A 23,199-nucleotide genomic window follows, 5' to 3' on the forward strand; every position below is an offset into this window, starting at 1 on the left:
GCCTGGCGCATGAACCGCCTCAACCCCGTTTCGCCGGACGCCACTTGGCGTCCGGCCGGCCGTCACGGCGCGGTGCGCCAGGCGTTCGCCGTGGCCGCGGCCGTCCCCGTGTTCCAGTCCAGGCGCAGCACGGCGAGGTCGTCGCTGTGCCGGTCGGCGTTGAGGGTGCGGGTCCGGGCGATCAGCTCGTCGAGATGGGCGCCCGGGTCCGGCGTGGGGATCGTGTCGATGATCCGCAGCAGGCCGTCCACCCCGAGCCGGTCGCCGGTGCTGTTGGCGAATCCCTCGATCAGGCCGTCCGTGTACGCGACGAGGGCGCCGCGCGGAGGCAGGGCGAGGGTGGTCGCCGTCCACTGGCCCAGCCCGGGCACGATGCCGAGGGCCACCCCGTGGGCCGCGGAGACCTCCCGGGCCCCTTCGGGGGTGAGCAGCAGCGGCTCGTGGTGACCGGCCAGGTGCAGCGTGGCGGTGGCCGCCCGCGGGTCCACGGTGATCAGCGTGCAGGTGGTGAACAGGTCATTGCCGGTGCGCTCCGCGATGTGTATCCGCTCCAGCAGACGCAGCAGCTGCTGGTTGCGGTGGCCGCCCAGGGTCAGGGCGCGCCAGGCGATGCGCAGGCACACACCGAGCGCGGCGGCGTCCGGGCCGTGGCCGCTGACGTCCCCGATGATGGCGTGCACCTGCCCGTCGTCGGTCTGTACGACGTCGAGGAAGTCGCCTCCGAGCAGCGCCTGCGCCCGGCCGGGGTAGTAGCGGCTGGAGGCGGTGACGGCGGCGGAGGAGAGCAGCGGCTCGGGCAGCAGTCCGCGCTCCAGACGCGCGTTCTCCTCGGCCCTGAGCCGCCCGATCTGGAGGGCGGCGTTGGCGCGCTCGGCCTGCTTGCGCTGGAGGGCGTAGCGTACGGCCCGCTGGAGCAGGTCGGGTTCGACCTTGCCCTTGATGAGGTAGTCCTGTGCGCCGGCGCCGAGCGCCTCCACACCCGCGCGGGGCTCGTCCAGACCGGTCAGGACGATGATGGCGGCCCCGGTGTCGGTCTGGATCGCCTCGACCGTCTCCACCCCGGAGGCGTCGGGCAGGTGCAGGTCCAGCAGGACGCAGTGGACGGGCTGCGCCGCGAGTTCCCTGCGCGCGTCGGCGGCCGTGCGGCAGCGCGTCAGGGTGTGCGGCAGGTCGGTGTCGTAGAGGAGCTCCTCGACCAGGAGGGCGTCCCCGTCGTCGTCCTCGACCAGCAGGATGTGGTACTTCCCGGGCGTGCCCGCGGCGTGGTCGGTCACGGCTGGGTCTTTCTCTCCGGGGCCGCGGGCGCGTCGGCGGCGGGCAGGGTGAAGACGATCCGGGTGCCCGGTGCGTGGCCGGGGTCGATCCCGATCGTGCCGCCGTGGAACTCCACGACCTTCTTGCACATCGCCAGACCGATGCCGGTGCCCGGGTAGGCGTCCTTGGTGTGCAGCCGCTGGAAGAGGATGAACACCTTCTCCTGGAACTCGGGCGCGATGCCGATGCCGTTGTCGGCGACCGCGAACCGCCAGTTGTCGCCCTCGCGCACCGCGCTCACGCGGATGCGCGGCGGCCGCTCGGGGCTGCGGAACTTCACGGCGTTCGACAGCAGGTTCTGCCAGAGCATGCTCAGCTGCGTGGTGTCGCCGACGACCTCGGGCAGCGGGTCGTGGGTGATCTCCGCGCCGCTCTCCTCGATCGCCACGCTCAGATTGTCCACGGACCGGGCGAACACCTCTTCCAGGGCCACGCGCTGGTGATCGTTGTGCACGCGGCCGACCCGGGAGAAGGCCAGCAGGTCGTTGATCAGGACCTGCATGCGGTTGGCGCCGTCGACGGCGAAGGCGATGTACTGGTCGGCCCGGTCGTCCAGCTGTCCGCCGTAGCGGCGCTGGAGGAGCTGGGTGAAGCTGGACACCTTGCGCAGGGGTTCCTGGAGGTCGTGCGAGGCGACGTAGGCGAACTGCTCCAGCTCCGCGTTGGACCGCTTCAGATCGGCCGCCTGCTCGTCCAGCAGCCGGCGGGACTCCTCGCTGAACTCCAGCTCCTCCAGCAGCCGCCGGCGCATGGAGTCCACGTCCGAGGCCAGCCGGCGCAGGTCGGCCGGCCCGGTGCCGGGCAGGTTGCGTCCGAAACGGCCTTCGGAGACGTCCCGGGCGGCCGAGCCGAGCCGGGTGAGCGGATTGGTGATGCCGCGCCGCAGTCCCTCGAAGACGAGGGACGCCACCAGCAGGATGACAGCGGCGATGACGGCGAACATCCAGTTCCGCAGCGTCTGCGCCCGCCGCAGGTCGCGGCCGGCGGCCGTCCGCTCGCTCTCCAGGTGCGACTGCTGGCGCACCATGGCCTTGCGCAGCGAGTCGAAGGTGTCCTTGCCCTCGGTCGCCCGCTCGGCGCTGAGCCTGGCGGCCTGGGAGGCGGGGGCGGCGGCGATGGGACGGGCGATGCGCTCGTGCCAGACGCCGATCAGCCGCTCCACCTCGGCCAGGTCGGCGCTGGTGCGGGCGTCGGCGCGGGTGAGCGGGCGCAGGCGGTCGAGGGCGGCCTTCTCGTCGGCCTGGCCCTCGGCGTAGGGCTGGAGGAAGTCGGCATGACCGGACAGCCCGTAGCCGCGGATACCGGTCTCCTGGTTGACCAGGGACTCCTGCAAGCGTATGGAGTCGATCAGCGCGGGGGACCGCCGGTCCACCAGCTCGGTGGTGATCTGTGAGGTGCGCCACATGGCCCAGCCGCCCAGTGACCCGACCACCGCCAGCACCACCAGGGTGGCGGCGACCCCCGCCCGCAGCCAGTGCCGGGTGGTCCAGTCCGAGAACAGACCCTTGGGGCCGGGCGGCTTGCTGTTCATGGGGGTTCGTGTCTCTCCTTCGGGGTACCAGGACCACGGCTCGGTGCGGCAAGCACACTGTACCCGTGGCCTGACAACGTATGTTGTCTCGGATCGGATCAACGCCGTACGCTGGTGGCATGCCTGGTCCGCCTTCCCTTCCGCGCGCCGCCGGCGCAGAGACGGCCGCGCTGGTGACGCAGGTGATGGACGAACTCAACCGGCTTCTGACCCAGGACGCCGCCCACCCGACGGCGGAGACCTGTGACGAGACCGACGCCCGCCGCCACGCGCTCGTACGCCTGCGCGTACTGGCCGGCGTCAAGCAGGCGGTGCGGCGCCTGGAGGACCAGGCGGCCTCCACCGCGGCCGCGCACGGCGCCGGTTACCCCGAGATCGGCCAGGCCGTGAGCATGAGCCGACAAGGAGCCCGGCGCCGCTGGCCCGGACTGATCACCAACGGCACCCACCGCCCCTACCCCCATCCCACACCCCGGAGCTCGTGAATCATGGCTGTCGCCGCAACCCGCCCCTACGACGTCCTGCTGGTCGAAGACGACGCAGCGGACGCCATGCTCATCCAGGACGCCCTGGCCGAGCGCGGCACCCGCAACCTCACCCAGGTGTCCGACGGCATCGCGGCCCTCGACTACCTGCGCGACCCGGCCAACGAGCGTCCCGACCTCATCGTCCTCGACCTCAACATGCCGCGCATGAACGGCCGGGAGTTCCTCGCCGTGGTCAAGGAGGACGCCGAGCTGCGCACCATCCCGGTCGTCGTCCTGACCACCTCCGCGGCGCCGGACGACGTCACCGGCGCCTACCACCACCACGCCAACGCGTACGTCACCAAGCCGGTGAACCTGGAGGAGTTCGAGGCGGCCGTCCGCAGCATCGACGCCTTCTACCTCGACATCGCCGTCAAGCCCCCCAAGGCCTGACCGCACCGCAGCCGTAGGGAGCCGGGGCCGAGAGGCCCCGGCTCTTCGCTGTTCCCGGGCGGTCGCCGCGCGCGGGCGGCCGCTGCGCCCGGGCAAGTCGTACCATCACTCTTAGTCGCCACGCGATTACCCAACGCCACGCTGGGCATGCAGGGAGCAGGAACAGGGGGAAGCGGGAAAGGGGGTGGTCGCGCATGTGGACGCGTCGCGCGGCCTATCCCGTGCTGCTCGTGGCCACGGTCGCCACGGCCGTCGCGGGTCTGCGGTACCGGCTCGATCCGGGACTGACCACCTCCGCCTTCCAGTTCGCGGTCATCGCCTATCTGGTGATCCTGGAGCGGGTGATCCCCTACGACCGCGGCTGGCACCCGGACCGCCGCGAATGGGGCCGGTACGGCGTCTACTTCCTGGTGACCGCCGTCGGCAGCGTCACCGCGCAACTGCTGGTGGAGTCCCTCGTCGGCGTCGTGTCGCCGGCCAGGCCCAGCTTGCCCCTGGCGGTGGAGACACCGCTGGCCCTGCTGGTGGGGTCCCTGGCGAGCTATCTGGTGCACCGCTGGAGCCACACCAACCCCTGGCTGTGGCGGCTGCACGGCGTGCACCACCTGCCGCGCAAGGTCAACGTCGCCAACAACGGCGTCAACCACGTCCTGGACGTCCTGCTGGCCCAGGGCGGAGTGCAGCTGTCGCTGAGCCTGCTCGGCTTCTCGCAGGAGTCCGTGTTCGCGATCGGCCTCTTCGTGATCACCCAGGGCTACTTCACCCACGCCAACATCGACGTCCGCATCGGCTGGCTCAACCACCTCTTCGCCAGCCCCGAACAGCATCGGCTGCACCACAGCACGGACCTCGCCGAAGCCGGTCACTACGGCTCGGACCTGGCCGTCTGGGACCGCATATTCGGCAGCTGGACCTGGTGTCCCGGCCGCCGGCCGGCCGCGGTGGGCCTTTCGGACCCGGCGTCCTTCCCGGGGACCGAGGCCGTCCTCGCCAGCCACCTCCAGGCGTGGCGGCGCCCCGCCGCCTGACGCCCGCCACCTTCCGCCGCTCTCCCGCCCCGCCTGACCGCCGGCCCTCGCCGCCGTCGGGCCGTCGCCCTGCCCTTTCACGTGCGCCGCCACGTCACGACCACCCAAGGACTCGGCCATGTCGGACTCCCACAACGCCCCCACCGAGAAGATCGCGATCATCGGCATCGGCTGCCGCCTGCCCGGCGGCGCCAGTGACCACCGGGCGTTCTGGCACAACCTGATCGAGGGCAGGGACTGCATCACCCCGACCCCCGCCGACCGGTACGACATCACGACCCTCGCGAGCCGGGACAAGTCCAAACCGGGCCGGCTCGTCGGCGGACGCGGCGGCTACATCGACGGCTTCGACGAGTTCGACCCGGCCTTCTTCGGCATCAGTCCCCGCGAGGCCGCGCACATGGACCCGCAGCAGCGCAAACTGCTGGAGGTGGCCTGGGAGGCCCTGGAGGACGGCGGGCAGAGACCGGCCGAGCTGGCGGGCCGTGACGTCGGCGTCTTCGTCGGAGCGTTCACGCTCGACTACAAGATCCTCCAGTTCGCCGATCTGGGCTTCGAGTCGCTGGCCGCCCACACGGCGACCGGCACGATGATGACGATGGTGTCGAACCGCGTCTCGCACTGCTTCGACTTCCGCGGTCCCAGCGTCTCGCTCGACACCGCGTGCAGCTCCTCGCTGGTCGCCGTCCACCTGGCCTGCCAGAGCCTCAGCCGCCGCGAGAGCGCCCTCGCCCTCGCCGGCGGCGCCCTGCTGCACATGGCGCCGCAGTACACCATCGCCGAGACCAAGGGCGGATTCCTCTCGCCCCAGGGCCGCTCCCGCGCCTTCGACGCGTCGGCCGACGGCTACGTACGCTCCGAAGGCGTCGGCGTGGTCGCGCTCAAGCGCCTGGACGACGCCCTGCGCGACGGCGACCCGGTCCACGCGGTGATCATCGGCAGCGGCGTCAACCAGGACGGCCGCACCCACGGCATCACCGTGCCCAACCCCGACGCGCAGGTCGCCCTGATCCAGCGGGTCTGCGCCCAGGCCGGCATCGCACCCGGCAGCCTCCAGTACGTCGAGGCGCACGGCACGTCCACGCCGGTCGGCGACCCGATCGAGGCCGCCGCCCTGGGGCAGGCGCTGTCGCTCGGAAGGGGGCCCGGCGCCCGCTGCTACGTCGGCTCGGTCAAGACCAACATCGGCCACACCGAGGCGGCCGCCGGCATCGCCGGACTGATCAAGACCGCCCTCAGCCTCGAACACCGCAGGATCCCGCCGCACATCAACCTCGAACACCTCAACCCGGCCATCGACCCCGACTCCCTGCCCTTCGAGATCCCCACCCGCGCGGTCGACTGGCCCGAGCACGACGGGCCCGCCCGCGCCGGGGTCAACTCCTTCGGCTTCGGCGGCACCAACGCGCACGTGCTGCTCGAAGCCGCGCCCGTCCGCGCGGGGGCGGGGGAACGGCCCGAGCCGGACACCGTCCCCGCCGCCCTCGGCTACTCCGTCCTCCCGCTGACCGCCCGCGACCCGGACCTCCTGCCCCAGGTGGCCGCCGGCATCCGCGCGGAACTCGCCGGGACCGCGCACGGCCCGGCGGGCTCCCTCACCGACCTCGGCCACACCCTGGCCCGCCGCCGGCAGCACCTCGAAGCACGGCTGTCGGTCGTCTACGACTCGCGCACGTCGCTGGAAGAGGCCCTCGACACCTACTTACGCGGCCAGGCTCACCCCCGGGTCCTGCTCGGCCGGCGCCGCGAGGGCCGCGGACGCGGCCTGGTCTGGGTCTTCACCGGCATGGGGCCGCAGTGGTGGGGGATGGGCCGGCAGCTGTTCGAGACGGAACCGGTGTACCGGGCGGCCGTCGAGCGCTGCGACCGCGAGATCCGTGAACTGGCCGGCTGGTCGCTGCTGAAGGAGCTGTCCGCCGACGAGGCGGACTCCAGGATGAGCGAGACCTGGCTGGCGCAGCCCGCCAACTTCGCCGTCCAGGTGGGCCTCGCGGCCCTGTGGCGCAGCCGGGGCGTGCACCCCGACGCGATCGTCGGCCACAGCACCGGCGAGGTCGCCGCCTTCCACGAGGCGGGCGTCTACACCCTCCAGCAGGCCGCCATGGTCGTCGTCCACCGCAGCCGCCTCCAACAGAGACTCGTGGGCGCCGGCACGATGCTGGCCGCCGGCCTTCCGGCGGAGGAGGCCGAGCGACGGGTGCGGCCCTACGCCGACCGCGTGTCGGTCGCCGCCGTCAACAGCCCGACCGCGATCACCCTGGCCGGGGACGAGGAGGCGCTCGCCGAGCTCGCCGCGCTGTTCGCCGCCGAAGGCGTCTTCGCGAAGTTCCTCGCCGTGCGGGTGCCGTACCACAGCCACCGCATGGACCTGATCAAGGACGAGCTGCTCTCCTCGCTCTCCCGGCTCCGGCCCCGCGCCGCACAGGTGCCGCTGTACCTGACGGGCGGGCAGGAGGCGGCCGGCCGCGGTCCCGCCAAGGGCCCTGAGCTGGACGCCGCCTACTGGTGGAGCAACGTCCGCGACACCGTCCACTTCCGCACGGCCGTCGACCACCTCGCCGACGACGGCCACGGCCTCTTCCTGGAGATCGGCCCGCACCCCGTCCTCGGCCACGCGATCGCCGAATGCCTGGCCGCCGAGGACGCCGACGGGCTGAGCCTGCCCTCGATCCGCCGCGGTGAGGACGAACGCGAACGGATCGCCCTGTCGCTGGCCGCCCTGCACAACGCGGGCGTCGACATCGCCTGGGAGGTGCTGCACCCCGAGGGCCGGCCGGTCCCACTGCCCCGCTACCCCTGGCGGCGGGACCGCCACTGGGCCGAGCCGAAGGCGGTCGAGCAGGTCCGCCTCGGCCGGCGCGACCATCCGCTGCTGGGCCGCCGGCTGGCCACGGCCGAGCCGGCCTGGGAGGCCCGGCTCGACACCGAGCAGCTGCCCTACCTGGAGGACCACCGCATCCAGGGCAGCGTGGTCTTCCCGGCGGCCGGCTATCTGGAGATGGCGGCGCAGGCGGTGCGCGCCCTGACCGGCGGCACGGCCGTGTTCGCCGACATCGAGCTGCGCAAGGCGCTCTTCCTGACCGCCGGACCCGACACCCAGGACGCCTCGGCGGGCTCCACCGCCACCGTGCAGTTCTCCTTCTCCCCGGACAGCGCCGCCTTCACCGTCGCCACGGCGCCCACCGGAGACGCCGGGGAACGCACCGTGCACGCCCGCGGCGTCGTGCGTTCCGGCCAGCCCACCGCGGGCGGTGAGCGGCTGGACGCCCACCAGGTCCGCGCGCGCGGCCTGCGCCGCCTCGACGGCGCCGGCTGCTACGCCGCGCTCGCGGCGCTCGGCTACCACTACGGCCCGGCCTTCCAGGCCATCGAGGAGGTGTGGACCGGCCCCGGGGAGGCGCTGGCCCGGCTCCGTCCTCCGGCCGCGATCGGCGCCGACGCCGCCCGCCACCACCTGCACCCGGTCCTGCTCGACGCCTGCTTCCAGACACTGCTGACCGAGCAGATCCCACCGGCCGAGCAGATCCCACCGACCGGGCGAATTCCCCCGGCCGGGCACGACCCGGCCGGGCACGACCCGGCCGGCGCCCCGGGCATCCGGCTGCCGCTGTCGATCGACGAGGTGCGCATGGCCGCCGTCGGCGACCGCCCGCTGTGGGCGCACGCCGTCGTCACCCGCCGGGCCGAGGGCGAACTCGTCGGCGACATCACCGTCCACGGCGACGACGGCGCCCCGCTCGGCCGCATCAGCGGATTCCGCGCCGTCGACGTGGAGAAGACCACCGCCGCCGTCGGCCTGGGCACCGTGGACTCCTGGCTCGCCGACCTCACCTGGGTCGACGCGCAGAGCCCGGCCGACTCGGCCGGCCCGGCCACGGCCGACGGGACGACGGCGCCCGACTGCCTGCTGTTCGCCGACGCGCGGGGCGTCGCCGACGCGCTCGCCGCCCTGATCACCGCCCGCGGCGGCCGCTGCCACCTGGTCCGCCCGGGCGCCGCCCACCGCACCTCCCACGACCTGCGGGAATCCACCGTCCGGCCGGACTCGGCCGCCGACCTCGAACGCCTCTTCGCGCACCTGCGCAGCTCCGGCGCCCGCCCCTACGACCACGTCGTGCACCTGTGGAACCTCGACCTGCCCACCCTGGACACGACGACCACCGCGGACGCACTGCGTGAGGCGGCCGGCACCGGCGGATACGCCCTCGTCGCCCTCGCCCGGACGCTGCCCGGCGCGCTGCCGGACGCCAGACTGCACATCGTCACCCGCGGCAGCCAGGCCGTCACCGCCACCGACCCGGTCGAACCGCTGGCCGCACCCGCCTGGGGCATCGGCCGCGTGCTGTGGCAGCAGGAACTCACCGCCCACCGCGGACGGCTCATCGACCTCGATCCGGCCTCCCCGGCCGGCGCCGCCGCCCGCAGGGCCGAGGCCGAAGCCCTGCTGCACGAGATCACGACCGCCGACGGGACACCCGAGGCCGACGACGAGATCGCCCTGCGCGCCGGCCGCCGCCACACCAGCCGCCTCACCCCGGCCGCCGGCCTCACCCGGCCGCTGCCGCTCAGACTGCGCCCGGACGGCGCCTACCTGGTCACCGGCGCCTTCGGCGCACTCGGCCGGCTGCTGAGCCGCGCCCTCGTCGCCTGGGGCGCACGGCGGCTGATCCTCGTCGGCCGCACCCCGCTGCCCGACCCCGGGAGCCGGTCCGCCACCGACCCCGACTCCGCCGCCGGCCGCGCCGCCCGCTTCGTGCGCGAGCTGGAGGCACGGGGCGCCCAGCCCGTCGTCGCCACCCTCGACATCGGCGACGAGGCGAGCCTGGTCGCCTGGCTCGCCGAGCACCGGCGCCTCGGCTCCCCGCCGATCCGCGGCGTCTTCCACCTCGCCGGCCAGGTCCGCGACACCCTGGTGCCCGAGATGGACCGGCCGACCTTCGATGCCGTCCACGACCCCAAGGTCCTCGGCGCCTACCTCCTCCACCGCCACCTCGCCGACCAGCCCTTGGACCACTTCGTCCTGTTCTCCTCGATCGCCTCTCTGCTCACCACCGCCGGCCAGACCAACTACGCCGCCGGCAACGCCTTCCTCGACGCACTGGCGCACCACCGCCGCGCCCGCGGGCTGCCCGGCCTCAGCCTGGACTGGGGCCCCTGGGCGACCGGCATGATCGAGGAACTCGGCCTCATCGAGCACTACCGCACCCACCGCGGCATGAGCTCCCTGTCGCCCGAGGCGGGCACGGCCGTACTGGAACGCGTCATCGGACAGGACCGCGCCCAACTGCTCGTCGCCACCGTCGTCGACTGGCCCGCCTTCCTCGCCTGGTACCCCTCGGCGCCGCCCCTGGTGACCGAGCTGGCCGCCGCCGGCGGCCCGGCCGTCCCACCGGGCGAACAGGGCAGTTTCCTCGAAGACTTCCGCGCCGCCGACGCCGTCGCCCGCCGCGCCCTGGTGACGGCGCGCTTCACCGAGATCGTCGCCGGCGTCCTGCGGGTCGGGGCGGAGCAGGTCGACCTCGACGCCGCCCTGGGCGTGCTCGGTCTGGACTCCCTGCTCGCGATGGAACTGCGCTCCCGCGTCCAGACGCACCTGGGCCTCACCCTCCCCGTCGTCACCCTGCTCAGCAGCGCTCCGGTCGCCGAACTGACCGGGCAGCTCCACGACGGACTGGCCGAACTGGTCGCGGCCGACGCCGACGAGACGGCGGGCGCGGCCGCGGTGGAGCTGTTCCACGACGAGGCGCGGCACCCGCTGACCCAGAACCAGAAGGCCCTGTGGTTCCTCAAGCAGCTCAACCCGGACGGCTTCGCCTACAACATCGGGGGAGCGGTTGAGGTGCGCACCCCCCTCGACCCCGAGCTGGTGTTCGACGCGTTCCGCGCCCTGGTCGAGCGCCACCCCGCGCTGCGCACCAACTTCACCCACGAGGACGGCCGCCCGGTGCAGAAGGTCACCCCCGCCGCCGACGCCGCGCGGCGCCTGGACGTCGCCCTCTTCGACGTCGAGGGCACGCCCTGGGACGACGTCCGCACCCTGATCGTGCGCGAGTACCGCAGACCGTACGACCTCGCCCACGACCCCCTCGTGCGGCTGCGGCTGTTCCGGCGCGGGCCCGACCGCTGGGTGCTGATGAAGGCCGTCCACCACATCGTCTCGGACGCGATCTCGACGTTCACCTTCATCGAGGAACTCCTCGCCGTCTACGAGGCGCTGCGCCGGGGCCGCACCCCCGAGCTGCCGCCCGTCGCCGCGCGCTACCTCGACTTCCTCAACTGGCAGAACCAGTTCCTGGCCGGCCCCCAGGCCCGCCGGATGCTCGACTACTGGAAGGCGGCGCTGCCGGCCGAGGTCCCGGTGCTCGGCCTGCCCACCGACAAGCCCCGCCCCGCCGTCCAGACCCACAACGGCGCCTCCGAGTTCTTCGCCCTCGACGCCGGCCTCAGCGCCCGCGTCCACGAGGTGGCCCGCACGCACCAGGTCACCGTCTTCATGGTGCTGCTCAGCGCCTACTACGTGCTGCTGCACCGCTACTCCGGGCAGGACGACATCGTCGTCGGCAGCCCGGTGACGGGCCGGACCAAGGAGGAGTTCGCCTCCGTCTACGGCTACTTCGTCAACCCGCTGCCGCTCCATCTCGACCTGGGCGACGGCCCCTCGGTGGAGCAGTTGCTCGCCCGCGTCCGCGAGGTGGTGCTCGGCGGCCTGGACCACCAGGAGTACCCGTTCGTGCTGCTCGTGGAGGAACTCGGCCTCCAGCACGACCCGAGCCGCTCCGCGGTCTTCCAGGCCATGTTCATCCTGCTCACCCACAAGGTGGCCGCCCAAAAGTACGGCTACCGCCTGGAGTACATCGAACTCCCCGAGGAAGAGGGGCAGTTCGACCTGACGCTGTCGGTGTACGAGGACGAGGCCGACCGGCGGTTCCACTGCGTGTTCAAGTACAACACCGACCTGTTCCTGCCCGAGACGATGCGGCGGCTGTCCGCGCACTACGTCACCCTGCTCGACGCCCTCACCCGCGCCCCCGCCACGCAACCGGCCCACAAGCTGGAACTGCTGGGCCCCGGCGAGCGCCGCCGGATCCTCGGTGAATGGAGCGGCGCCGTACGCCGGCCGGCCGAGCCGCGGACGCCGGTGCACGAACTGATCCTCCGGGCGGCCGCCGCGCACCCCGGGGCGATCGCCGTCCGGGTGCCCGCGCCGGACGGGACGGCCGACTGCCTGACCTACGGCGAACTGGACCGCCGCAGCCGCGCCCGCGCCCGGCGGCTGCGCGCACTCGGCGTCCGCGAGGGCACGGTCGTCGCCGTGTGCCTGGACAAGTCGGCCGAGCTGATCGTCACCCTGCTCGCCGTCCTCAGAGCGGGCGGCGCCTATCTGCCGCTCGCCCCCGACGACCCGGACGACCGGCTGGAGCACATGACCGCCCAGGCCGGCGCCGCGCACCTCGTGACCGACGACCCGCGCCGCTTCACCGCCCACCCCGGCGCGCTCACCCTGGCCGACCTGACCGCGCAGGAGGCCGAAGCCGCGCGAGCACCCGAGACCGCGCGAGCACCCGAGACCGCGCGAGGCGCCGAAGACGCCGAACTCACGGAACCCCCCGAGTTCTCCGAGCCCTCGGAACCCGCCGATCCACCGGTCCGCATGGACGCCCCCGCCTACGTCATCTGCACCTCCGGCTCCACCGGCCGCCCCAAGGCGGTCCAGGTCGGCCACCGTAATCTGGCCGCCGCCTACGCGGCCTGGCGCACGGAGTACCGCCTCGACACCGACGCCCGCGTCCACCTCCAGATGGCGAGCCCGTCCTTCGACGTCTTCACCGGCGACCTGGTCCGCGCCCTGTGCTCGGGCGGCACCCTGGTCCTGATCGGCCGCGAGCTGCTGTTCAACACGGCGAAGCTGTACGAGACGATGCGCGCCGAGGGCGTCGACTGCGCCGAGTTCGTGCCCTCGGTCGTCCGCGGCCTCATGGCGCACTGCGAACGCGACGGCCTGCGCCTCGACTTCACGCGTCTGCTGATCGTCGGCTCGGACACCTGGAAGGTCGAGGAGTACGACCGGCTGCGCGCCCTCGCCGGCCCCGCCACCCGCGTGGTCAACTCCTATGGCCTGACCGAGGCCACCATCGACAGCACCTGCTTCGAGGGCCCCACCGACGGCCTGGACCCGAGCCGGATGGTCCCCATCGGCCGGCCCTTCCCCGGCACCGAGACGTACGTCCTGGACGACCAGGGCGAGCCGGTGCCGCCCGGTGTCACGGGCGAGCTGTGGATCGGCGGCAGCGGGGTCGCCGCGGGCTACCTCGGCGACCCCGAGGAGACCGCGCGCCGCTTCGTCCGGCGGACCCCGGGCAGCGGCGACGCCGACGCGGCCCCGGTACACCTCTACCGGACCGGCGACCTGGCCCGCTGGGACGCCCACGGCTGCCTCCACCTCATCGGCCGCGCCGACTCGCAGGTCAAGGTGGGCGGCCACCGGGTGGAGACCGGGGAGATCGAGTCCCAGCTCGCCCGCTGGCCCGCCCTGGCCCAGGCGGTCGTCCGCGTCCGTCCGGACGCACACGGCGAGAACACCCTGTGCGCGTACGGCGTCGCCGCGCCCGGCGCCCGCCTCGACTGGCGCGAGCTGCGCCGCCACCTCGGCGAGCACCTGCCCACCTACCTGATCCCCGCCTCCTTCACCGAACTGCCCGAACTGCCGCTCACCCCGAACGGCAAGGTAGACACCGCCGCACTGCCCGAGCCACGGCCCACCACCGGCGAGGAGGCCCACGATCCGCCGGTGACGCTGTACGAGACCCGTACGGCCGCGCACTGGTCGGCCCTGCTCGGTGTGGACGGCATCGGTCTGCGGCACGACTTCTTCGAGTCCGGCGGCAGCTCCATCAAACTGATCGAGCTGATCCACCGGCTCCAGGGCGAGTTCGGCATCAGCATCCCGGTCGGCCGGCTCTTCAAGGTCACCACGCTGCACGGCATGGCCCGGACGGTCGAGGACATCGTCACCGGCCGCCTGCCGGGCGCGCAGCCCTACCTCACCCTCAACCGCGGCGCCGGAGAGACGGTGTTCTGCTTCCCGCCGGCCGGCGGCCACGGCCTGGTCTACCGGCGGCTCGCCGAACACCTCCCGGAACACGAGCTGACGGCCTTCAACTACGTGGCGGACGACGACAAGATCACCCGCTACGCCGACCTGATCACCACGCTCCGGCCGGAAGGCCCCTGCGCCCTGCTCGGCTACTCCCTCGGCGGCAACCTCGCCTTCGAGGTCGCCAAGGAACTGGAGCGGCGCGGCCGGGAGGTGAGCGACGTCGTCATCGTCGACTCGTACCGTATCGACGCCTCCTTCGCCCCCGGCCCCGAACACATCGAGGCATTCGAACGGGAACTGCGGGAGCACCTGCGCAAGCACACCGGCTCCGACGCCCTCGCCCGGGAGACCCTCGAACAGGCCAGGGACTACATCGCCTTCTGTGGTCGCACCCCCAACCTCGGCACGGTCCGCGCCCGCGTCACCGTCGTCTCCGACGCGCACAAGACCGCCTTCTACGCCGCCGGCGAGCGCGGCTCCTGGCACGGCGCCTCACCCCGGCCGACCCAGGTCCTGCGCGGCGCCGGCGGCCACGCCGACATGCTCGACCCGGGACACGTGGAGCACAACGCCCGGCTGATCCGCGGCCTGCTGGCGCACGGCGGCGCGGCGAAGGAGGCGACGGCGCGTGCGAGCTAGCCCACGCCAGCAGTGGACCGCCCGGGACCGGGCCCCCGGAGCCAGGCCGCGCGTCATCGTCGTCGGCGCCGGCATCGGCGGACTGTCCACCGGCTGCTACGCCCAGATGAGCGGCATGGAGAGCCGCGTCTTCGAGAAACACGTCCTGCCCGGCGGCTGCTGCACGGCCTGGTCCCGCGACGGTTACGTCTTCGACTACTGCATCGAGTGGCTGATCGGCACCGCGCCCGGCAACGACGCGCACCGGGTGTGGCGGGAACTGGGCGCCCTCGACGGCAAGACCATCCGCAACTTCGACGTCTTCAACACCGTCGTCGCCGAGGACGGCCGCTCGGTGTCCTTCTACAACGACCCCGACCGCCTGGAGCGCCACCTGCTGGACCTCGCCCCGGCGGACGCGCGGCTGATCCGGTCCTTCTGCCGCGACCTGCGGCGGTTCGCCGACGTCGACCTCTTCCCGTTCCTCAAGCCCACCCCGCTGCTCTCCCTGCGGGAGAAGGCCCGCACCGTGCGCACGGTCGTGCCGCTGCTGAACCTGCTGCGGCGCACCGCCGGAACACCCATGGCGGCCTTCGCCGAGCGCTTCCAGGACCCCCTGCTGCGCCGCGCGCTGCCGTTCATCTTCTTCCAGGACCACGAGGGCTTCCCGCTGCTGCCCTACCTGTTCAACATGGCGGGCGCCCACCGGCTGAACGCCGGCTTCCCGCAAGGCGGTTCGCTGGGACTGGCCCGCTCGGTCGAGGAGCGCTACACCTCCCTGGGCGGCCGGATCGACTACCGGGCGCGCGTGGAGCGCATCCTCGTCGAGGGCGACCGCGCGGTGGGCGTCGAACTGCGCGGCGGCGAACGGCACTACGCCGACCACGTCGTGGCGGCCTGCGACGGCGCCACCACCCTCGACCGCCTGCTGGGCGGCCGCCACTCCAGCCCCCGGGCCGACCAGCTGTTCCAGTCGATGCTGCGCACCTCGCACCTGGTCTACCCCGGTGTGGTGTCGGTCTTCGTCGGACTGCGCGGGGACGTACCGGCCGACACCCCGCACAGCACCACCCACCTGCTCTCCGACGCCGACAGCGCCCGACTGCCCGGCGTCCTCCAGAAGAGCCTGGTGGTGCAGTTGCGCTCCCGCTTCTCCGACGGTCTCGCACCGCCCGGCCGCTCCGTGATCCACTGCACCTACTTCAGCGACTACGCCTCCTGGAAGGCACTGCGCGCCGGCGACCGCCGCGCCTACTGGGCGCTGAAGCGGCAGACCGCCGACTTCGTCCGGGAGTTCCTGGACCGGCGCCATCCCGGACTCGCCGGGCGCGTCGACGTCATCGACGTCGCCACACCGGTGACCACCGAGCGCTACACCGGCAACCTGCACGGCAGCATCCTCGCCTGGAAGTCCTTCACCGACGCCGACGACCCGTTGCAGGCACTGATCGACAAGGACCGGATGCGGCTGCCCGGCCTCGCGGGCCTCTCCCTGGTGGGCCAGTGGTTCACCGGCGGCGGCCTGATCCGGGTGGCCTCCGGCGGACGCTTCGCCGTCCAGTACCTCTGCCAGGAGCTGGGCCTGCCGTTCCGGGCCTGGGAGAGCACCGGCCGCGACGCGTGGCACCCGGGGAAGCTGGGCCGGCTGCCCCAGCTCGACCAGAGCATGAGGTGAGGAGAGCGTGACGATGCCAGGAAAGCCCCGCCGCGAGACGATGATCATCATCGGTGCCGGTCTGGGCGGCCTGTCCACCGGCTGCTACGCCCGGATGAACGGCTACCGGACCCGGATCTTCGAGATGCACGAGATCCCCGGCGGCTGCTGCACGGCATGGGAGCGGGGCGACTTCACCTTCGACTGCTGCGTCAGCTGGCTGCTCGGCAACGGACCGGGCAACGAGATGCACCGCGTCTGGCTGGAGCTGGGCGCCCTCCAGGGCAAGCAGATGCGGCACTTCGACGTCTTCAACATCGTGCGCGGACGCGACGGCCGGGCGGTCTACTTCTACTCCGACCCCGACCGGCTCCAGGCCCATCTGACGGACCTCTCACCGGCCGACGCCAAGCTGATCCGCGACTTCTGCGACGGACTGCGCAAGTTCCGCACCTGCCTGGCCGCCTACCCCTTCCTCAAACCGGTCGGGCTGATGAGCCGCACCGAACGCTGGCGCATGCTCGCCTCGTTCGTCCCCCACTTCAACGTCATCCGCAAGTCCATCGGCGTCCTCATGACCGACTACTCGGCCGCCTTCAAGGACCCGCTGCTGCGCGAGGCGTTCAACTTCATCCTCTACGAGAAGCACGCCGCCTTCCCGGTGCTGCCGTTCTACTTCCAGCTCGCCGCGCACGCCAACCTCTCGGCCGGCGTCCCCGAGGGCGGCTCCCTCGGACTGGCCACCTCCATCGAGCGGCGCTATCTGCGGCTCGGCGGCGAGATCGCCTACAACGCCAAGGTGACGGAGATCCTCGTCGAGGACGACCGGGCCGTGGGCGTACGCCTGAGCGACGGGCGGGAGTTCCGCGCCGACATCGTGGTCTCGGCGTGCGACGGCCACACCACCGCCATGAAGTTCCTGGGCGGCCGCTACCTGAACGAGGAGTACCGGCGGCTGTACACCGAGGTCATCGACCGGCCCGGCATGATCTTCCCCGGCTACGTCGCCCTCTTCCTCGGCCTGCGCCGCCCCTTCCCGGACGGCGACCCCTGCACCACCCACCTGCTGACCGACGCGGAGGCGGACCGGCTGACCGGCATCCGCCACCCCAGCGTCAACGTCCAGTTCCGCAGCCTGCACTACCCGGAGCTGTCCCCCGAGCGCACGACCGTCGTCTACGCCACCTACTTCAGCGACGTCGGCCCCTGGCGCGCCCTGAACGACGCCCCGGAGCAGCGCACCCGCAGCCGCGGCGGCAAGGAGCTGCACACCCTGCCGGTGCGCCGCGGCCGGGCGTACTACGAGGCCAAGCACCAGGTGCGCGACGCCCTGCTGGACTTCCTGGACCAGCGCTTTCCCGGACTGAAGGACTCCGTCGCCGTACGGGACGTGTCGACCCCGCTCACCCAGACCCGCTACACCGCCAACCACGACGGCACCGTCCTCGGCTGGCAGCCCTTCGTGGAGAGCGGCGAGACGCTGGAGAAGCTGGTCAAGAAGCACGGACCGACCCTCCCGGGCCTGTCGAACTTCTACTTCTCCGGCGTCTGGGCCACCACCGGCGGCCTCATCCGCGCCGCGGCCGCCGGCCGGCACGTCATGCAGTTCGTCTGCCGCGACGACGGCCGCGCGTTCACCGCCCACACCGACGACACCGGACCGCCCCCCACCCACGTCGTCATCCCGGTAGGCCCCCATGGGAAGGATGCGAGCCCCGATGAGCGAACGACCGGAACCCCTCCGGTATCCCTTCACGTCCGATGAGTGCCTGGCGCCCGCACCGCGCTACGCCGAACTGCGGGACGCGCCGATGCCCAGGGTCCGGCTGCCCTACGGCGAGGACGCCTGGCTGGTCACCGGATACGCCGACGCCCGCTCGGTGCTCTCGGACGCCAGATTCAGCCTGCGGGCGGGCGCCGAGCGGGACCAGCCCAGGATGCGGCCGCAGTCCATCAGCGGGGTCGGACTGCTCTCCACCGACGGCGCCGAGCACGCCCGGCTGCGCGGGGTGGTGGCCCGGCACTTCGGCGCGCGCCGCGTCGACCGGCTGCGCGAGCGGGTGTGCGAGACCGCCGAGGCGCTGCTCGACCGGCTGGAGGAGACCGGCCCGCCGGGCGACCTGGTGCGGGGCTTCGCCTTCCCGCTCGCCATCACCCTGATCTGCGACCTGCTCGGCGTGCCGGAGGACGACCACCACCGCATCCGGCGATGGCTCGACGTCATGCTCGCCCACGCCGTGACGGTGGAGGACTTCACCGCCCAGTCACAGGAGTTCGGCGCCTACCTGGCCGAACTGGTGGAGCTGCGCCGCCGGGAGCCGGGCGACGACCTGTTCACCTGCCTGGTGCGGGCCCACGACGAGGAGGACCGCCTCAGCTACGACGAACTGTTCGAGCTCGCCGCCGAACTGCTCTCCGCCGGATTCGTCACCACCTACCACCAGATCTCCAACTTCTGCTACCTGCTGCTGCGCCGCCCCGAATGGCTGTCCCGGCTGCGCGACCGCCGCGCCGACATCCCCGCCGCCGTCGAGGAACTGCTGCGCTACGTCCCCATGCCCAACGGCCTCGTCTTCCCCCGCTACGCCACCGAGGAGGTCGAGGTGGGCGGCGTCCTCGTCCGCGCGGGCGAACCCGTCCTCGTCGACATGTCGGCGGCCAACCGCGACCCGGCGGTCTTCGAGGACGCCGACGACCTGATCCTGGACCGCGTCCCGCAGGCCCCGCACCTGAGCTTCGGGCACGGCGCCCACTTCTGCGTCGGCGCCCGGCTGGCCCGGCTGGAACTCCAGGTTGCGCTGGAGACGCTGCTGGTCCGGATGCCCGGTCTGAAACTGGCCGTCGGCGACGCGGAACTGCGCTGGAAGACGGAGGCCATGCTCAGAGGTCTGCACGCACTGCCGGTCGAGTGGTGAGACCGCCCGTGCGGCTCGCCCGGGAGAAACGCAGCTCGGGATCGGTGACGTCGTCCGCGCGCAGCAGCCGGACGTCGTCCCGGTAGTCCGTCGAGGTCAGCCACGGCATCCGGTCGCCTTGGCGGGGCAGGGAGTCGACGGCGCGCTGGATGTAGCCGGCGCCGAAGTCGAGGAACGGACGGGTCGGCATCCGCGGGTCGGCCGGCTCGGGCCGGCAGACGTCGTACCCGTGGGCGTCCATGTGCGCCAGCAGCCGGCAGAGGTGCTCGCACAGCAGGCCGATCTTCAGCGTCCAGGAGGAGTTGGTGTACCCGATCGCGTACGCGAAGTTCGGCACCCCGGAGAGCATCATGCCCTTGTAGGCGACGGTGTCCGGCAGGCGCACCTCGCGGCCGTCGACGGTGAGGCGGGCGCCGCCGAAGGCCTGCACGTTCAGCCCCGTCGCGGTGACGACGACGTCCGCCGGCAGCTCCCGCCCCGACTCCAGCAGGACGCCCGTCTCGGTGAAGGAGGCGATCCGGTCGGTGACGACCGAGGCACTGCCGCTGCGGATGGCGCGGAACAGATCGCCGTCGGGCACCGCGCACAGCCGCTGGTCCCACGGGTCGTAGGGCGGGTTGAAGTGCGTGTCGACGGCGTAGCCGGCGGGCAACTGCCGGGCGTTGACCCACCGGATCAGCCGCCGTGCCGCCTTCGGGTACTTCTGGCACAGCCGCCACACCACGCGCTGCTGGGCGATGTTCTTGCGCCGGGTCAGGGCGTAGCCCCGCCGCTGGCCGAGGTACTTCTTCAGCGCGTTGGCGATCACGTCCTCGCGCGGCACCGGCAGCACGTACGACGGCGTGCGCTGGAGCATCGTCACGTGCGCGGCGGCGCCGGCCATCGCGGGCACCAGCGTGACGGCGGTGGCGCCGCTGCCGATCACCACCACGCGCTTGCCGGCGTAGTCCAGGTCCTCGGGCCAGTGCTGCGGGTGCACGACCGGGCCGGTGAACCGGTCGCGGCCCGGGATGGACGGGGTGAAGCCCTCGTCGTAGCGGTAGTAGCCGCCGGCGCAGAAGATCCAGCCGGTGGTCAGCCGGACCCGCTCGCCGGTGTCGGTGCGCTCCACGTCCACGGTCCACCGCGCCTCGGCGCTCGACCAGGACGCGCCGAGCACCTTGTGGTGGTAGCGGATGTGCGCGTCCAGGCCGTTCTCCCGCACCGTCTCGCGCAGGTACGACAGGATGCGGGGCGCGTCGGCGATGGACTGCTCGTCGCGCCACGGCTTGAACTCGTAGCCGAAGGTGTGCAGGTCCGAGTCCGAGCGGATGCCCGGGTAGCGGAACAGGTCCCAGGTCCCGCCGGACGCCTGCCGGGCCTCCAGGATGGCGAAGCTCTTGGCGGGCAGCTCGGTCCTCAGGTAGCGCCCCGCGCCGATGCCCGAGATCCCGGCTCCGATGACCAGGACGTCAAGGTGCTCGGGGGCGGGCGGGCCGGAGGCGGCGGACATGGGCGGCTCCAGACGGTGTGGGACGGGCGCGTCCGTCCATGCTGTGCGCCGGGACACCCGAGCGCAATGTGCGAAGCGCACCACAACCATCCGCCCGGGGTGACGATCCGCACCACTACGATGGGCGCGTGGCATGGAAGACGCCGTCCCCCCGGGTACGGGAACTGATCCGGCAGGGCGCGGAGATCGCCCTGCACCCGCCCGACGAGTGGCTCGACGAACTCGACGCGGCCACCCTGACCGGCGAGACCAGGCGGCAGATCGCCTCCGATCCGGTGCTCGCCGCGGGAACACGCCGCGTCAACCGCTCCAACCTGCTCTTCTGGGCCGCCGCCAACGTCCGCGACCCCGGCGAGCCGGTCCCGGCCAACGAGACCGAGACCCCGCTGGCCACCGCCCGGGACATCGTCCGGCGCGGCCTGGACGAGTCCGCCCTCGACGCCTACCGGGCCGGCGAGAGCGTCGCCCTGCGGCTGTGGACCCAGATCGCCTGCTCGCTCACCGCCGACCCCGGGGAACTGCGCGAGCTGCTCGACGTGTCCCTGCGCTCCATCTCCGCCTTCGTCGACGACACCATCAGCACGATCACCGCCCGGATGCGCGCCGAACGCGACGAGCTGACCCGCGGCACGCACGCGGAACGCCGCGAGACCGTCACCCTGCTGCTGGAGGGAGCGCCGATCACCCGCGAGCGCGCCGAGAGCCGGCTGGGCTACCGGCTGCGGGCCGCCCACACCGCCGCGATCGTCTGGACCGACGCCGCCGACCCCGATCTGCGCCGGCTCGACCGCGCCGTGGACGCCCTCGCCGAGGCCGCGGGACACACCCGCCCGCTGAGCGTCCTGGCCGGCGCCGCCACCCGGTGGGTGTGGGTCCACGGCACACCCGACACCGCACCACTGCGCGCCGCGCTGGACCAGTTGCCGGACGTGCGGATCGCGGTCGGCTCCACCGCGCCGGATCTCGACGGCTTCCGCCGCAGCCACTTCGACGCCCTGACCACCCAGCAGATGCTCGCCCGGCTCACCTCGCCCTCGCGACTGGCCTCCCACCACGAGATCGAGCTCGTCGCCCTGCTCACCTCCGACCCCGAACGCGCCGACCGGTTCGTCACCCGCACCCTCGGCGACCTGGAGGGCGCGCCGCCCGAGGTCGCCGAGACGCTGCGCGTCTTCATCGCCGAGCAGTGCAACGCCACCCGGGCGGCGGCCCGGCTGTTCACCCACCGCAACACGCTGCTGCGCCGGCTCGCCCGCGCCGATCGGCTGCTGCCGCGCCCGCTCGCCGAACACCCCGTCGAGGTGGGGGCCGCCCTGGAGATCCTGCGCTGGCGGGGCCGCCCCTGACCCCGCGGCGGCCCCGCGGAACCGCGCCGGAAAGCGGGCGAACGGGTGATCCGCAAACGGTGGGAATCATGGCGGCGGCGCGGGGGACTCTTGGATCAGGTCGGATCGGTGGCCTTCCCCTAGGGGGCCGGCCCGGCTCAGGCTCCCCCGGTACAGACCACGTGCCGGGGGAGCCGCGTACCCGCCGCGGCGCACCGGCGGCGGGCAGCGGACCGTCCCCCGGGCGGCAGCCGGCGAAAGCACAGCACTCACACCTGCGGGCTCCGGCGGCCGGGTTGCCGCGGTGACCGGCCCGGCTTGTCATGGGAGAGGCCCCGAGCGGAGGGATGAGGAGCATGTGGAGCGAACTCCTCGCCCTGCGCGCCTTCCCCGGACAGGTGCTCCTGGTGCGCGTCGCGGACGGCCGGGTTCGCCGTCGCCGTGCACGAGCCGGCGGGCCGTGAGTCCCTCGAACGCGGCGACGAGCAGACGGGCCAGGTCCTCAGGATCGAGGCCGGGCCGGCGACCGGCTCCGGCGAGCGCGGTGGTGACGACGTCCGCCAGGCCCTCGGTCAGCCGGTTCTCGTGGACGGCGAGAGCCTGGGCGACGTCGGGATGCCGGGCGGCGTGCAGGGTGAACTCCATGGACACCGCATACCACTGGCGCTCCTGCCGGGGACGCCCGGTGACACAGTCGTGGAGCTGGAGGACCGGGTGGACGCCGCTGCGGTCACCGGCCGCCGGGCGGCGCGCCGCGGCCGACTCCGATTCACCGGCGGCGAGTGCCTCGGCGCCGGAAACGGCTCGGGGCCCGAACCAGTGGTTCGGGCCCCAAAACCGGCCTAGATCACCTGCGGGGTGATCGTCAGCCGAAGCTGACGGTGGAGGCGCAGGACACCGAGGTCGCCTTGCCGACCGGGTTGCCGACGCCGAGGATGGCGTTGAGGCCGACGCCGAGGTCCTGGACGTTGACCAGGCCCTGCTGGGAGTCGACCTGACCCGTGCAGGTCTGGTTCTGCTTGCTGTCGACCTTCAGCCCGCCGTCGCCACCGTGGGCCTGGGCCGCACCGGCACCGATGAAGCCGACGCTGCCGAGCATGGCCACGACGACAGCGGCCTTCTGGAACTTGCGCATTGCCTCTCCTTGTTCGTGTCACCACAGCCCGTTATGGGCTGGTCGCTGACAAGCAGGACAGTAGAGACTCTTCGTGGCTTTTGACAGTAAAAACACCGGTGTGTGGGTATTTCCTAAAGAAGCAATTTCATCGGTTTGTCATATGATGCCGGAAGGAGGCGGCACGGGGA

At 72.7% G+C, this 23,199-nt stretch carries 13 protein-coding genes; 8 read left to right on the forward strand and 5 right to left on the reverse strand.

Features of this window, described 5'->3' with window-relative positions; genetic code table 11:
* Window positions 1–62: 62 nt before the first annotated feature.
* Together ABEB07_RS17910 and ABEB07_RS17915 are read right to left on the reverse strand one after the other, a co-directional pair.
* Entirely contained in the window at window positions 63–1,274 is a 1,212-nt protein-coding gene (locus ABEB07_RS17910; protein WP_176147773.1) for a PP2C family protein-serine/threonine phosphatase, read from the reverse strand.
* A complete protein-coding gene (locus ABEB07_RS17915; RefSeq protein WP_345669250.1) occupies window positions 1,271–2,845 on the reverse strand; it encodes a sensor histidine kinase in 1,575 nt (524 codons plus the stop codon). Before ABEB07_RS17915 ends, ABEB07_RS17910 begins: the two co-directional genes overlap by 4 nt.
* Window positions 2,846–2,964: 119 nt before the next feature.
* Here ABEB07_RS17915 and ABEB07_RS17920 point away from each other — a divergent pair, with 119 nt between their 5' ends.
* The 7 genes from ABEB07_RS17920 to ABEB07_RS17950 all read left to right on the forward strand — a co-directional run bounded on the left by ABEB07_RS17920 (window position 2,965) and on the right by ABEB07_RS17950 (window position 19,077).
* A complete protein-coding gene (locus ABEB07_RS17920; protein WP_345669251.1) occupies window positions 2,965–3,330 on the forward strand; it encodes a hypothetical protein in 366 nt (121 codons plus the stop codon).
* 3 nt (window positions 3,331–3,333) lie between these two features.
* On the forward strand, window positions 3,334–3,765 hold the full coding sequence (locus ABEB07_RS17925; protein WP_176147771.1) for a response regulator: 432 nt from the start codon (window positions 3,334–3,336) through the stop codon (window positions 3,763–3,765).
* Between the two features lie 194 nt (window positions 3,766–3,959).
* Window positions 3,960–4,793 (forward strand): sterol desaturase family protein, encoded by an 834-nt coding sequence (locus tag ABEB07_RS17930; RefSeq protein ID WP_345669252.1) that lies wholly within the window; start codon window positions 3,960–3,962, stop codon window positions 4,791–4,793.
* 118 nt (window positions 4,794–4,911) lie between these two features.
* Window positions 4,912–14,529, forward strand: a complete 9,618-nt coding sequence (locus tag ABEB07_RS17935) for a non-ribosomal peptide synthetase/type I polyketide synthase (RefSeq protein ID WP_345669253.1) — start codon at window positions 4,912–4,914, stop codon at window positions 14,527–14,529.
* Window positions 14,519–16,183, forward strand: a complete 1,665-nt coding sequence (locus tag ABEB07_RS17940) for a phytoene desaturase family protein (protein ID WP_345669254.1) — start codon at window positions 14,519–14,521, stop codon at window positions 16,181–16,183. The genes ABEB07_RS17935 and ABEB07_RS17940 overlap by 11 nt, the downstream gene beginning before the upstream one ends.
* A gap of 40 nt (window positions 16,184–16,223) precedes the next feature.
* Complete coding sequence (locus tag ABEB07_RS17945) at window positions 16,224–17,927, forward strand: phytoene desaturase family protein (RefSeq protein ID WP_345669347.1); 1,704 nt, start codon at window positions 16,224–16,226, stop codon at window positions 17,925–17,927.
* Window positions 17,881–19,077 (forward strand): cytochrome P450, encoded by a 1,197-nt coding sequence (locus tag ABEB07_RS17950; protein ID WP_176147767.1) that lies wholly within the window; start codon window positions 17,881–17,883, stop codon window positions 19,075–19,077. The genes ABEB07_RS17945 and ABEB07_RS17950 overlap by 47 nt, the downstream gene beginning before the upstream one ends.
* Here the strand turns inward: ABEB07_RS17950 and ABEB07_RS17955 are convergent.
* A complete protein-coding gene (locus ABEB07_RS17955) occupies window positions 19,043–20,569 on the reverse strand; it encodes a flavin-containing monooxygenase (RefSeq protein ID WP_345669255.1) in 1,527 nt (508 codons plus the stop codon). The genes ABEB07_RS17950 and ABEB07_RS17955 overlap by 35 nt on opposite strands.
* Window positions 20,570–20,697: 128 nt before the next feature.
* Between ABEB07_RS17955 and ABEB07_RS17960 the strand changes: the two genes are divergently transcribed.
* On the forward strand, window positions 20,698–21,915 hold the full coding sequence (locus ABEB07_RS17960; RefSeq protein ID WP_345669257.1) for a PucR family transcriptional regulator: 1,218 nt from the start codon (window positions 20,698–20,700) through the stop codon (window positions 21,913–21,915).
* A 300-nt stretch (window positions 21,916–22,215) separates the two neighbouring features.
* Here the strand turns inward: ABEB07_RS17960 and ABEB07_RS17965 are convergent, their stop codons facing one another.
* Window positions 22,216–22,539: a TetR family transcriptional regulator C-terminal domain-containing protein gene (locus ABEB07_RS17965; RefSeq protein WP_345669258.1), complete on the reverse strand. Its 324-nt coding sequence runs from the start codon at window positions 22,537–22,539 to the stop codon at window positions 22,216–22,218.
* Between the two features lie 220 nt (window positions 22,540–22,759).
* Window positions 22,760–23,029 (reverse strand): hypothetical protein, encoded by a 270-nt coding sequence (locus ABEB07_RS17970; protein ID WP_164583811.1) that lies wholly within the window; start codon window positions 23,027–23,029, stop codon window positions 22,760–22,762.
* Window positions 23,030–23,199: the final 170 nt, after the last annotated feature.

Source organism: Streptomyces similanensis (assembly GCF_039543625.1).
GTDB classification, from domain to species: Bacteria; Actinomycetota; Actinomycetes; order Streptomycetales; family Streptomycetaceae; genus Streptomyces; species Streptomyces similanensis.

What these genes read in the sequence shown, in the direction of transcription:
- ABEB07_RS17955 (WP_345669255.1), bottom strand. Translation starts at nt 20,569, where the DNA reads ATGTCCGCCGCCTCCGGCCCGCCCGCCCCCGAGCACCTTGACGTCCTG.
- ABEB07_RS17930 (WP_345669252.1), top strand. Translation starts at nt 3,960, where the DNA reads ATGTGGACGCGTCGCGCGGCCTATCCCGTGCTGCTCGTGGCCACGGTC.
- ABEB07_RS17915 (WP_345669250.1), bottom strand. Translation starts at nt 2,845, where the DNA reads ATGAACAGCAAGCCGCCCGGCCCCAAGGGTCTGTTCTCGGACTGGACC.
- ABEB07_RS17970 (WP_164583811.1), bottom strand. Translation starts at nt 23,029, where the DNA reads ATGCGCAAGTTCCAGAAGGCCGCTGTCGTCGTGGCCATGCTCGGCAGC.
- ABEB07_RS17920 (WP_345669251.1), top strand. Translation starts at nt 2,965, where the DNA reads ATGCCTGGTCCGCCTTCCCTTCCGCGCGCCGCCGGCGCAGAGACGGCC.
- ABEB07_RS17965 (WP_345669258.1), bottom strand. Translation starts at nt 22,539, where the DNA reads ATGGAGTTCACCCTGCACGCCGCCCGGCATCCCGACGTCGCCCAGGCT.
- ABEB07_RS17945 (WP_345669347.1), top strand. Translation starts at nt 16,224, where the DNA reads ATGATCATCATCGGTGCCGGTCTGGGCGGCCTGTCCACCGGCTGCTAC.
- ABEB07_RS17950 (WP_176147767.1), top strand. Translation starts at nt 17,881, where the DNA reads ATGAGCGAACGACCGGAACCCCTCCGGTATCCCTTCACGTCCGATGAG.
- ABEB07_RS17935 (WP_345669253.1), top strand. Translation starts at nt 4,912, where the DNA reads ATGTCGGACTCCCACAACGCCCCCACCGAGAAGATCGCGATCATCGGC.
- ABEB07_RS17925 (WP_176147771.1), top strand. Translation starts at nt 3,334, where the DNA reads ATGGCTGTCGCCGCAACCCGCCCCTACGACGTCCTGCTGGTCGAAGAC.